The following is a 12,920-nucleotide window of genomic DNA, read 5'->3' on the forward strand; positions in this document are numbered from 1 at the left end:
TTTATGAATTAAAATATACACAGATTCTGCAACTATCCATTTCTTGAATTGGAATATCCATGTCATAAATCTCTTTTAAAGCATCCGAGTTAATAATCTCATGGGTTGGACCATCTTTGATCACACGTCCGTCTTTCAACGCAACAATATAATCCGAGTATACAGATGCAAAGTTAATGTCGTGCAATACAATTACAACCGTTTTCCCAAGCTCTGTTACAAGCTTTCGAAGAATCTTCATAATTTGAACAGAATGCTTCATATCCAAATTGTTTAAAGGTTCATCTAATAAAATATATTCTGTGTCTTGAGCAATAACCATCGCGATGAAAGCACGCTGACGTTGACCACCAGAAAGCTCGTCTAAGTAGCTATCTTCTAAATCAGCTAAGTTCATATACTCAATTGCTTTGTCGACCATTTTAATATCTTCTGCATTTAAACGTCCTTTGGAATAAGGAAAACGTCCAAACGAAACTAACTCACGAATAGTTAAACGAACATTCATATAGTTCGATTGTTTCAAAATGGATACGCGTTTGGAGAAGTCGTTGGATTTCCATTTACGTACATCTGATTTATCTAGTAAGACCTCACCCGTGTCCGCATCTAACAAACGACTCACCATTGACAAAAGTGTTGATTTTCCAGCTCCATTAGGACCAATAAACGAAGTGATTTTTCCGGACTGAATATTTACACTGACATTGTCCACTACTGGCTTTTTAGCAAAATACTTTGTTACCTCTTTTAATTGGATCATGTCGCAGCTCGACTCTCCTTTAATAACAAGTAGATGAAGTAAATTCCACCGAGAAAGTTAATAATTACGCTCAATGTAGTATCGAACGTGAAAATCCTTTCAACAATCCACTGTCCTCCGATTAATGCAACTAAGCTCATTAAACTAGCTCCAATAATTAGCACAGAATGTTTGTAAGTATTAAAAAACTGGTACGATAAATTGGCAACGATTAATCCGAAGAATGTTATGGGCCCAACAAGTGCTGTAGAAGTAGCAATTAAAACAGCGGACAACACCAGCATACTTTTGACTATTTTATCGTAATCCACGCCAAGATTTATTGCATTGTCACGTCCTAGAGACAGTACATCCAACTCTCTAATAGTGCGCCAGCCGTAAATGATGCTTAAGACTATAATTATCATCGCAAGCCAGACTAAGTCTCCATTTACATTGTTAAAGCTTGCAAACATTTTATTCTGTAAGCTTGTAAATTCATTTGGATCAATGAGCACTTGAAGAAAAGTTGTAATGCTTCCCAAAAAGGTACCAATAATAATCCCAACAAGAAGTAAGAAATAAATTGGGCGTTTACCTGCATTAAACAAAAAGCGATAAAGCAATAATGCAAATACAATCATCGCTATAACAGAAATAAAGAAATTATAATTTTTGTTAATGACTAAAATAGACATCGAACCAAAGAAATAATAAATAAATGTCTGTACCAACATATAAAGCGAATCAAGACCCATTACACTCGGTGTTAAAATTCGATTATGTGTGATTGTTTGGAAAATTACTGTTGAATAGGCAATTGCTACACCCGTAAGTGCCATCGCTAACACTTTAATCGCTCGACGTGGCAGCGCATAATCATAATTTCCATTCAATCCTTGAAATAAGTACAATGCTAAACAAACTACGACCAGTGATAGCAATAAGATCATTTTTGTGCTGTTACGCATATGCTTTCCCCCTAAACAATAAGAATAGGAAGATGGCACTTCCGATCACACCAACTGTCATGCTAATCGGAATTTCGTAAGGGAAAATTAACACCCGCCCTAAAATGTCACATACCAACAAGAATATGACTCCAAGCAATGCCGTATGTGGAAGTGTTTTTTCTAAATGATCCCCTTTAAATATCGATACAATATTAGGAATGATTAAACCTAAAAACGGGATCATCCCAACTGTTAGAACAACCGTAGTTGAGATTAAAGCGACTAATACCAAACCTAAGTTCATAACTCTTTTGTAAGATAAACCGAGATTTTTTGCAAAATCCTCACCCATCCCAGCAACAGTAAAACGATTAGCATAAAAATAGGCAATTATTAATACAGGTACACTTATGTACAATAATTCATATCTGCCTTTCAAGATTAAGGAAAAGTCCCCTTGTAGCCAGACAGTAATATTTTGAACAATGTTTGATTTGTAAGCAAAAAACGTGGTAATCGAAGACAAAATATTTCCGAACATTAGACCAACAAGTGGAATAAAGATGGCATCTTTAAACTTTATTCGATTAAGTATTTGCATAAACAGCAATGTACCAGCTAAAGCGAAGATAAATGCAAAAGTGAGCTTCTGCATATAGGTCGCATTTGTAAATACGATCATCGAGATTAATATTCCTAAACGAGTAGCATCTAGCGTTCCTGCCGTTGTTGGAGATACGAACTTATTTCTACTTAAACTCTGCATGATTAACCCTGCAATACTCATCCCTGCTCCTGCAAGTATGATGGCGATAAGCCTTGGTATACGGCTAATCAGAAATATTTGCGTATTTTGAGATGTAAAATCTAACAAATCAATTGGTGAAATTCTCGTAACACCAACAAAAAGAGATAAGAGAGAAAGCGCGACTAGTGCAATTACAAGATATCTTTTTTTCATAACTATCCTCATCATTCTATTTGCGAAATAATGATAGTGAAAATCATTATCATTTAATCACAAGTTTTATTATAGCACCTTGGGTTTACAAGTCAACCATTAATGAAAATGATTTTCAATTGATGATATATATGTAATTTTGTCCATTTATATTCCAGTAATTAACCTTACTATAAGAATGCATTTAAAACAAAAAGACTGCTTACAACTGTCGATTTTTCACGACAATTACAGCAGTCTTTTTTGGCACTTAAATTAATCAGATGGAAGTAGCACTATCAATAACCTCTTGTGGAATAACAATTTCTTTCATCTCATTAAAGTTGGAGAAGTCAGATTTAACATTTTGTTTCATATTCATCTTTTCTCCATCAATCGTCATATCCATATCTAGAACCATATCTACTTTATTTGTTTGGAATGATTTCTTATCGATGTGAATTAAGTAGTTTATGGAATTAATGTTCATATCTATATTTCCTTCTTCTCCACTAATACTTTGAAGCGCTTCATCTACTTGTGCTTTTACCAACTCTGTAAATTTTTCTCCAGAGGCTTGTAAGGATAAGATATAGTTATCATTGTCCTGTTCGAAGGTAAAATCCTCTAAATAATTTTGAATTATTTTCAGCTGATTTGTCGGATTTGATTGATCTGTTGTACTCATCAGTTGATCCATCATTTCTTTCGGAAACTTCATCCACTGACCAGATGTTGCTTCATACATATAGAAAGCATCTTTCGTAATATAACTTTCTATCTCAATATCTTGTGCTTCCAAACTCTGATCATCCGACTGCATGCTTGTCGTCCCTGTTTGATGAATCTGCATCGGATCTACTATATAATCCATTTCCAAAACGGAACTAACATCCAAATTCATATCTTGAGCAGGCAAATGCATCGTTTGCTTCATATCTATTTTTGCCTTCACACTTTTCAACTCTTCTGATACTTTTAGCGACTTATCGTATACTTCTTTAAGCGTTAACTTACTCGTCTCCGTTACATCCTTATCTTTTACCGGGGCAGCTGTCTCATTACATGCTGCTAAACCTAATGCTAATGTGGCTACAGCTAATAGTGTGGTCCATTTCTTCATCTCGTTTATCATCCCTTCTTTTCAGATAATAACTTTACGAGGAAGACTCAGGAAAGGTTTCATTTATTTTCTATTATCTTACGCCGCGCATATACTTTTGGATAAGAGGAGTGAAAAAGTACAATAATAATCCTAGAACAAGCGCGAGAACTCCGATTACGCCAAAATACACAATCTCATTTTCAGGTGTATATAGTTTTACCACTTGCGCATTGATTGCTTGAGCAGACGCATTCGTTAAAAACCATAAACTCATTGTTTGCGCCGCAAAAGCAGCAGGTGCGAGTTTGGTCGTTGCGGATAAACCAACTGGAGAAAGCAATAATTCACCAAGAACAACTAAGAAGAAACTCAACACTAGCCAAAATGGGCTAACAAGAGATTCTGTTCCATTTATATATGCAGGGATGATCATAACAATAAAGGACATCCCAGCAAAAAATAATCCATATGCAAACTTTCTTGGAGTAGATGGCTGTCTATCCCCTAATTTCACCCATAGCCATGCAAAAACTGGTGCAAGTGCAATGACGAAAAGAAGATTCAACGATTGGAACCATGCAGGTGAAATCTTATATGAACCAATCATTAAATTTACTCGTTCATCTGCATATAGAGCTAAAATATTTGATCCTTGTTCTTGAATTGCCCAGAACATCATAGCCGCAACAAATAGCGGAATATATGCAAGTAATCTCGACTTTTCATCTGCAGAAGTTTTCCCACTTCTATACATCACAATAAAATAAAGCGTTGGTATAACAATACCTAAAATAGACACCGTCATCGTAAAAACATCGATTGTCATAATGCCCTGGTGGACTAAGATGAATCCAACTATTAATACTAATAGGATAGCAACACCAATTCGCGTCAGAACTTTCTTTCGTTCTTCTTTAGACATTGGGTTTGGTACATATGAACCTGCTAGTCCAAGGTATTTTTTCTTTGTCATCATAAAAACAATTAAACCAAGAGCCATGCCTATTGCTGCAATTCCAAATCCTAAATGGAAATTGTATTCAAGACCAATAGTTCCAACGATTAAAGGTGCTATAAAAGCTCCTGCATTAATACCCATATAAAAAATACTGAAGCCTGAATCACGACGTACATCATCTTCTGAATACAAATCTCCAATGATGCTTGAAATATTCGGTTTTAACAGTCCAGTTCCAATAATGATTAGAGCCATAGAAATAAATAATGGTGTCATACCACCAGGGAATGCCAATACAATATGGCCAAACATAATAAGGAGACCACCGACAAAAACCGTTTTAATATTTCCGAAAATTCTATCTGCAATCCAGCCACCAATTATTCCAGACATATAAACAAGTGAACCATATACAGCCATAATCGAATTGGCAGTGGTTTTATCAATTCCTAATCCACCTTGCGTCACTTCGTAATACATATAGTAAATTAAAATAGCGCGCATTCCATAATAGGAAAAACGCTCCCAAAACTCTGTGAAAAATAAGGACAATAAGCCTTTAGGATGTCCAAAGAAACCTTTTTGCGGGACCGATTGTACTATTTCTTCTTTTGTTGCCATGCTCTTACCTCTTTTCTAAATGAAACATATTATATCTTTCCCTATTTCCAATGTCAAAAAACATTTAATTTAGAAATATTAGCTAATAGATAAGATTTAATATATTTCGACTTTTAAAGTTTTTCGGTATAATAGTCGTTGTAACACAGGGAAGGAGTAGATTTTGTGTTAAAAAAGTTTTTTTCATTTTACAAGCCTCATAAGCGATTATTCATTATTGACTTTAGTAGCGCAGTATTCGTCGCAATACTAGAGCTTGCATTTCCGGTAGCCGTTCAATGGTTTATCGATAAATTGTTGCCGACTGGTGATTGGAATATGATTGTTAAGATTGGCATTTTGCTTTTATTGGTCTATATTTTGAGTACTTTCCTCAATTATGTCGTGAGTTATTTAGGACATAAACTTGGCATTAATATCGAAACCGATATGAGACAGCAATTATTTAATCACGTACAAAGACAATCATTTCGTTTTTTTGATAATACGAAAACTGGTCATATAATGAGTCGCATTACAAATGACTTATTTGATATTGGCGAACTTGCCCATCATGGACCAGAGGATTTATTTATCGCTATCATGACACTCATCGGTGCATTTTTAATTATGTTCCACATCAATCCAGAGCTCGCGCTAATTTCAATTATTATGGTACCGTTCCTAGCGATTGTTGCAACATACGGAAATATTATGATGAATAAAGCATGGAAAAACATGTACGGTAAAATTGCGGACGTCAATGCTCGTGTTGAAGATAGTGTATCCGGTGTGCGCGTCGTGCAATCATTTACAAACGAAAATTTTGAAATTACTCGCTTTCAAAAAGATAATGGACAATTTCGTTTGGCCAAGCTTGTAGCTTATAAGGTAATGGCACGAACACATTCAAGTATTTATATGATGACTCGCCTTGTAACATTGGTCGTGCTTGTAGTGGGAGCATGGTTTACAGTTAAAGGGAAATTGACAACCGGCGAGCTTGTGAGTTTTATCCTTTATGTTAATGTGTTAATAAAACCTGTCGATAAAATTACAGCTCTTCTTGAGTTGTATCCGAAAGGCATGGCAGGATTTAAACGATTTTTAGACCTTATGGAGCAGGATCCTGAGATTAAAGATCGCCCAAATGCTTTGAAAGTATCTCATTTAAATGGTGATATTGAATTCGAGAATGTAGGCTTTGGATATGACGATCATAGGTCTGTCTTAGATAATATTAACTTATCCGTAAAAGCTGGAGAAACTGTTGCATTCGTTGGTCCATCAGGTGCAGGGAAAACGACTATCTGCTCACTAATCCCTCGTTTTTATGATGTGAATACTGGCGCTATATCGATTGATGGATTAAATATTCAAGACATTGCCATGGAGTCTTTACGTTCGCAAATCGGGATTGTGCAGCAAGACGTATTCTTATTCACTGGGACGATTCGCGAAAATATTGCATATGGGAAAAAGGATGCTCCTGAAGAAGAAATTCAAGATGCAGCGAAAAAAGCGCATTTAGAAAGCTTCATCGCGGCGCTTCCAGAAGGTTACGATACACAAATCGGCGAACGAGGGCTTAAACTATCTGGCGGACAAAAGCAACGTTTAGCAATTGCTCGCATGTTCTTGAAAAATCCACCAATATTAATTTTGGACGAGGCTACATCAGCTCTTGATACAGAAACAGAGAAAATTATTCAACATTCCCTAATGGAGCTTGCGGAAAATCGCACCACTCTTATTATTGCACATCGGTTAGCAACTATTCGTGATGCAGACCGAGTAATTGTAGTAACCGAAGATGGTATTGCAGAAGACGGATCCTATAATGATTTAGTGGAGCAAGATGGCATTTTCGCTAGATTGCATAATATACAATTCCAGGAAATTTAACGAGTGAAAGCTGCTCCGCTTAGTGCGTGGAGCAGCTTTTTATTTGGTTTGGGTGTGGGTGTGGCGCTCTCTGTCTTGGGCGGGTTCTCTCGGAGCAGTCCCGAGCGCTATCGCAACGGAATTTACTACTCATAATAAAGGACTATGGAAACAGTCGAAAGTCCATTTTTTACTATTTCCATAGTCGAGTTAGTTATTTATCAAATATAAACTTTTGAAAACGGTCATAATCTGCTTTTTTCAATTCGACTTTAACAAGCGTACCTTCTTCTTCATATGAGGTTGATTTAACGGATGAATGTTCATTCAAATAGGATACGATATCTCCCCGATCAAAAGGTACGAGCATGGAGCAGCTTACAAAATCGGAGAAAATATGATTTTTGATGATTTCTAGCAATTCATCTAATCCCGCACCTTCTTTTGCAGATATCCATATATTATCTCCTGAAACGTATGGATACTTCATTTCCGCAAGGTCTGATTTATTGTAGACAAAAATAGTTGGGACATCCTTTACTCCGACAGCGAGCAGGGTTTCATTTGTAACATCCATCATGTAACGGTGTTCGTCGTTGGAAACGTCTACTACATGTAAAAGTAAATTTGCTTCACGTGCTTCTTCTAGGGTTGAGCGGAATGCCTTCACCAGATGATGTGGAAGCTTGCTAACGAATCCTACCGTATCGGTTAATAAAAACTCTTTTTGGTCAGCTAATTTTATTTGTCTAACAGAAGTTTCTAGTGTTGCGAATAGCATGTCCTTTTCAAATACCTGCTTCGATTCTTCTTGTCCCACTTTATTGAGAAGTTGGTTCATGATGGTTGATTTACCAGCATTCGTATATCCAACTAAAGAAACTACTGGAATGGCATTTTTCTTTCGTTGCTTTCGTTGAGTTTCTCGTTGATCTTTTACATGTTCAAGTTCTCGTTTTAACTTAGCAATTTGGTCTTCAATTTTACGTCTATCTAGTTCTAGCTTCGTTTCCCCTGCACCCCGGTTTTTGAATCCGCCGCCAGTTCCTCCTCCTTGTCGACCTAGTGAAGCACGAAGTCCGACTAGTCGAGGCAACATGTATTGAAGCTGCGCTAGTTCTACTTGCATTTGGGCCTCGTTGGATTTAGCTCTTCGTGCGAAAATATCTAAAATAAGCATTGTCCGGTCAATAACTTTGCAATCCAAGTCTCTTTCTAAGTTTCGAATTTGAGATGGAGACAATTCGTCATTAAATATAACGAGATTTGCACCAGCTTCTTCGTAGAAATTTTTAATTTCTTCTACTTTTCCAGTCCCAACATAGTGAGATGAGGTTACTCTATTTAAATTTTGCGTTACTTCCCCAACTACTTCTACATTTAAAGCTTCTGCTAAGTTGTGTAATTCCTCTAATCCATATTCGAAATGCTCATCATGCTTCAGATTAACCGCAACAACGACTGCCTTTTCTTTTAATTCATCCAAAATACTTCCCCCTCTTAACGAAAACGATAAGTTGCTTGTTCATATATAATATCTTCTTTTATATCCGAACCACTAATTTGAATACTTTCAAGTCTTTCTTTCGTTCCATTTTCTAATTTTTTGAATACTAATTGTGTATTTGATAAAAGCAATGTCTGTTCATCTTGTTCTTTTAAATCAAAATACTTTTTCCACTTATCCATTACTTCCCTTGGTTCGGCCACATAAAACTCACAAGCGGCAATTGCCAATTCTAGATTGCTACTATCGATGCTGCTATCATCATGAAGTAATTGGTAGCGTTCCTTATCACTTTCCTCCCACTCAATGAAGAATGGAGTGGGAAGCGCATCACTTACTTCCTCTTTTACAAAAAGCATTTTCCATTTACGTACTAAGCCACTTGTCGTTTTTCTTTCAGCATGTAAAACTCCAGACGTTTCTAAACCTTTACCTTCGAGTTGTAAGCATAGTTCGTCAATTGTCGAAGTACGGATACATATTGTTCCAAAGCCCGGTCCTGTTTTCAAATCATTTAGAAATAAATTGATAAATGGATGATTGGCTTTGGATGCAACTTCTAAATGCTCTAGCGCTAGCCATTCAATATAGCTATTTTTTGTATACAGAAGGGCATTATACGTACCCCAGTGTAAATGCTGCCCTCCAACTACTGCGTGAAATCCTTTTGCACACCAATCCTCCGCTACATCTTTTGGTGTTTTTGTTACATGATGTACAATATGATCTAAATACATGTAAGCACCTCTATTCATCTCTTATTATGGATGACTTTTCATGAAACAAAAAGAGGTGACATTGAATAGCTGCCACCTCTTTTGACAATTTCCCGGGAAATGTGTCGATTGCATGTTATACTTCTACTTTTTCTTTCGACATTTCACGTAGAAGGAACTCTTTTACCGGATCCCGTCATAGGATGGGAATCGATAAATTCAATATATTACCTTTCCTTTTATTCTATCACAAAATTCTGATGAGATAGTCTTTTACATTACCAATTGACAGTCGGTAAATACATGGTAAAATCCTAATTACTTTAGTGCTACGAAGCGTTGAATCGCGAAAGTAAAATAAAAGAGAAATACTTGGGGGGATTTACAATGTTTCGTATTCGATCAACAATAACTCCTTCATTTATGGAGGCAGTGTTACTAATATCGACGATTATTACCATAATGGCAGTTTGTATTATTAAATTTGATGCCGTTCCACATATGCCTATTTTGCTATCAATTTTACTACTCATCACGTATGGTCTATGTAAAAAAGTGTCTTACAAAAAATTAGAAGAAGGTCTGGTAGAAGGGTCCAAAGCGGGACTTGGCGCTATTTTTATCTTTTTCTTTATTGGGATTCTAATTAGTAGTTGGATGATGGGTGGAACGATTCCGACACTTATATACTTAGGGTTTCAATTTATTTCTCCACACTTTTTCTATGCAATCGCATTTCTTGTCACATGTATTATTGGTTTATCCATCGGAAGTTCCTTAACAACGGTCGCAACAGCTGGTGTTGCATTTATTGGGATGGCGAGTGCTATGGATATCTCTTTAGCCATTACTGCTGGTGCAATTGTTTCTGGTGCTTTTTTCGGCGACAAGATGTCACCTTTATCGGATACCACAAATCTTGCATCAGCTATCGTGCATGTAGATTTATTTGAACATATTCGAAATATGGGTTGGACGACCATTCCAGCTTTCTTCATTTCCCTTATTGGATACGGTATTTTATCACCAAATAATGAAATCCAAAAATTTGACCAAATCAATAACTTTCAAGAAGGGCTCCTACAAACAGGGATGATCCATTGGTATACATTACTACCACTTGCTTTACTCGTCGTACTTTCTTTTAAAAAGGTACCTGCTATTATGGCGCTTGCTTTAACTTCCATTGCCGGTATACTCGTTTCTTATTTCCATCACCATTTTGCTTTTGGCGAAGTGTTAAACATATTATTTAGCGGCTATACGTCTCAGACAGGGATTGAAGTAGTTGACTCACTACTCACTCGCGGAGGGATGAATAGTATGATGTTCACTATATCGCTTGTACTACTGGCTTTAAGCATGGGCGGCCTTTTATTTACACTTGGTATTGTGCAAAGCTTGTTGATGAAAGTGGAGAGTTTATTAAAAAATGTAGGGTCTGTCATTACTGCAGCCGCATTTACTGCAATAGGTGTGAACATATTAATAGGCGAGCAGTATTTATCAATTTTATTAACTGGAGAAACATTTCAAGCACAATTTCAAAAAGTTGGTTTAACAAATAAAAACTTAGCACGCGTGATGGAAGATGCAGGTACAGTCGTTAATCCTCTTGTCCCATGGAGTGTCTGTGGCATATTTATAACGAATATATTAGCTGTATCGACGATTGACTATTTGCCATTCGCATTTTTCTGCTTACTTAGTCCGATACTTACTATTTTGTTTGGTTGGACAGGTAAAACATTAACTTATATTGTGGAGAAATAAGTTCCCTTTATTGTATTTTCCAACTAAGCGTTCTGTTTTTCCAACTAGATCTTTCATTTTTCCAACTAAACTAACTAAAATTCCAACTAAGGTTTGCGTTTTTCCAACTAACCTAGAATCTTGTGGTTGTGATACACTATTTTCATGTATCTTACGAAAAAGAAGGCGAATTTTATGGAATTTCAAGAAATGAAAGAATATCTGATCGAACAAACTTTAAATAAGCAGTTGATTGCTGCAACTATCAGTCAACCACGTGCAAAATCTAATGAAGTAAAGCGTGTCAAACTAAAACCACTGGAAATAAAAAATATGTATCATATCCAAATTGAATATCAGTACGAACGTATTTTAAAACATGAGAATATTCCACTAGAAGACTTTGCAGAGTCACTGGAAAACCTATTTGACCAATTCCGTCAATTGCATGCAGATTTCACAGCAGAAAAAGTACAAGTCCAGCTTTCTAAAAAAAACAAAGTAATGTGGAAATCAAAGAAAACGGCTTCTGCAAAAATAATGAATCTATCACATAATCGTAAAAAGAATTATCTTTTAGATGAAGATACACCCTATCCTTTTCTTATTCGTTTAGGTGTGCAAACAGTGGAAGGGAAAGTTAAAAAGCAGAAGTACGATAAATTCAAGCAAATTAATCGTTTTGTGGAGTTTATTGACGATGCACTTGCCCACTTACCAAAGGATCAAACCGTTCGAATTCTGGATTTTGGATCTGGTAAATCATATTTAACCTTTGCGCTTTATCATTATTTAAAAATTGAAAAGGGTCTTGATATTCGAGTAACTGGTCTTGATTTGAAAAAAGAAGTGATTGAGGAATGCGCGAAGATTGCTGATGATTTAGGCTATGATCAGCTTGAGTTTTTAGTTGGAGATATAAATGATTACAATAATGAAACAACTGTAGATATGGTTGTCACGCTACATGCTTGTGATGTCGCTACAGATATGGCTTTAGCTCGTGCGGTCAAATGGGGAGCAAGCGTTATTTTAAGTGTTCCCTGCTGCCAGCACGAATTAAATACACAACTAAACGCACCAGGGCTCGACATTATGTTGAAGCATGGACTTGTGAAAGAACGTTTTGCAGCACTTGCCACAGATTCCATTCGAGCTGAAATTCTGAATATGGTTGGTTATGAAGCACAGCTAGTGGAATTTATTGATATGGAAAATACTCCGAAGAATATACTCATACGTGCTTACAAAACTGGGAAGAAGTCATCAGAAGAACAATTCAAAAGCTATAAACAGTTCACACAAATGCTAAACGCAGAGCCATTTTTGGAGAATGAACTAAAAGAATATCTATAAGAGTGCCTGTTTCTTGCAATATTATTCATGTGAGAAACAGGTGTTTTTTATAAAGTAACGTCTCGTCTCAATAGACAAAATAATTTCCGTAAATTCTGATAGGAGTTGAAAATATTGAAAGAACCGACATTGAAAAAAGTAGCATATGGTGCTGCGATGGCTATTGCTATCATCTTAGTTCATTTTATCAATGCAAGAATTTACACAATGCCTCCGATTTTCGCAATATTTTTAGCAATTTTCTTCACCTACTTAGGCATTTCTGTCATAAAAAAATACGATAAGCTCGATCAAAAAATCTCACGAACCAAATATAATCTATTTAACGCACTAGTTGTATTTGTTCTCTTCATTGCTTATTATACAATTGCACAATAAAAGGTCGTCTCCAATTGTGGGACGACCTT

Annotated in this window: 11 protein-coding genes; 4 read left to right on the forward strand and 7 right to left on the reverse strand. The window is 36.2% G+C overall.

All coding sequences use genetic code 11. The features are described 5' to 3' along the window. Position 1: 1 nt before the first annotated feature. From ACEPXD_RS17475 to ACEPXD_RS17495, 5 genes are all read right to left on the reverse strand, one after another. The gene (locus ACEPXD_RS17475; protein ID WP_391117982.1) at positions 2-763 is read right to left on the reverse strand and encodes an ABC transporter ATP-binding protein; all 762 of its coding nucleotides are present in this window, start codon (positions 761-763) and stop codon (positions 2-4) included. Then, positions 760-1,713 carry an iron chelate uptake ABC transporter family permease subunit gene (locus ACEPXD_RS17480; protein ID WP_391117984.1) on the reverse strand — a complete coding sequence of 318 codons (954 nt, stop codon included), beginning with the start codon at positions 1,711-1,713 and terminating at the stop codon, positions 760-762. Before ACEPXD_RS17480 ends, ACEPXD_RS17475 begins: the two co-directional genes overlap by 4 nt. Then, a complete protein-coding gene (locus ACEPXD_RS17485; protein WP_151701451.1) occupies positions 1,706-2,656 on the reverse strand; it encodes an ABC transporter permease in 951 nt (316 codons plus the stop codon). The genes ACEPXD_RS17480 and ACEPXD_RS17485 overlap by 8 nt, the downstream gene beginning before the upstream one ends. Positions 2,657-2,915: 259 nt before the next feature. Next, the gene (locus ACEPXD_RS17490; protein WP_391117986.1) at positions 2,916-3,758 is read right to left on the reverse strand and encodes a DUF6612 family protein; all 843 of its coding nucleotides are present in this window, start codon (positions 3,756-3,758) and stop codon (positions 2,916-2,918) included. Between the two features lie 73 nt (positions 3,759-3,831). Further along, complete coding sequence (locus ACEPXD_RS17495; protein WP_391117988.1) at positions 3,832-5,319, reverse strand: peptide MFS transporter; 1,488 nt, start codon at positions 5,317-5,319, stop codon at positions 3,832-3,834. 165 nt (positions 5,320-5,484) lie between these two features. Here ACEPXD_RS17495 and ACEPXD_RS17500 point away from each other — a divergent pair, with 165 nt between their 5' ends. Next, a complete protein-coding gene (locus ACEPXD_RS17500; RefSeq protein ID WP_391117990.1) occupies positions 5,485-7,203 on the forward strand; it encodes an ABC transporter ATP-binding protein in 1,719 nt (572 codons plus the stop codon). Between the two features lie 193 nt (positions 7,204-7,396). On the opposite strand, the gene hflX is transcribed toward ACEPXD_RS17500, so the two are convergent. Together hflX and ACEPXD_RS17510 are read right to left on the reverse strand one after the other, a co-directional pair. Further along, on the reverse strand, positions 7,397-8,668 hold the full coding sequence (hflX, locus tag ACEPXD_RS17505; RefSeq protein ID WP_391117992.1) for a GTPase HflX: 1,272 nt from the start codon (positions 8,666-8,668) through the stop codon (positions 7,397-7,399). A gap of 14 nt (positions 8,669-8,682) precedes the next feature. Further along, positions 8,683-9,426 carry a VOC family protein gene (locus ACEPXD_RS17510; RefSeq protein WP_391117994.1) on the reverse strand — a complete coding sequence of 248 codons (744 nt, stop codon included), beginning with the start codon at positions 9,424-9,426 and terminating at the stop codon, positions 8,683-8,685. Positions 9,427-9,792: 366 nt separating this feature from the next. Here ACEPXD_RS17510 and nhaC point away from each other — a divergent pair, with 366 nt between their 5' ends. From nhaC to ACEPXD_RS17525, 3 genes are all read left to right on the forward strand, one after another. After that, the gene (gene nhaC / locus ACEPXD_RS17515) at positions 9,793-11,178 is read left to right on the forward strand and encodes a Na+/H+ antiporter NhaC (RefSeq protein ID WP_391117995.1); all 1,386 of its coding nucleotides are present in this window, start codon (positions 9,793-9,795) and stop codon (positions 11,176-11,178) included. Between the two features lie 174 nt (positions 11,179-11,352). Continuing rightward, entirely contained in the window at positions 11,353-12,513 is a 1,161-nt protein-coding gene (locus ACEPXD_RS17520; RefSeq protein ID WP_391117997.1) for a class I SAM-dependent methyltransferase, read from the forward strand. Positions 12,514-12,627: 114 nt separating this feature from the next. Continuing rightward, complete coding sequence (locus ACEPXD_RS17525) at positions 12,628-12,891, forward strand: hypothetical protein (RefSeq protein ID WP_391117999.1); 264 nt, start codon at positions 12,628-12,630, stop codon at positions 12,889-12,891. The last annotated feature ends 29 nt before the right edge of the window (positions 12,892-12,920 follow it).

The sequence above is a fragment of the Psychrobacillus sp. L3 genome, assembly GCF_042945595.1.
Taxonomy (GTDB): domain Bacteria; phylum Bacillota; class Bacilli; order Bacillales_A; family Planococcaceae; genus Psychrobacillus.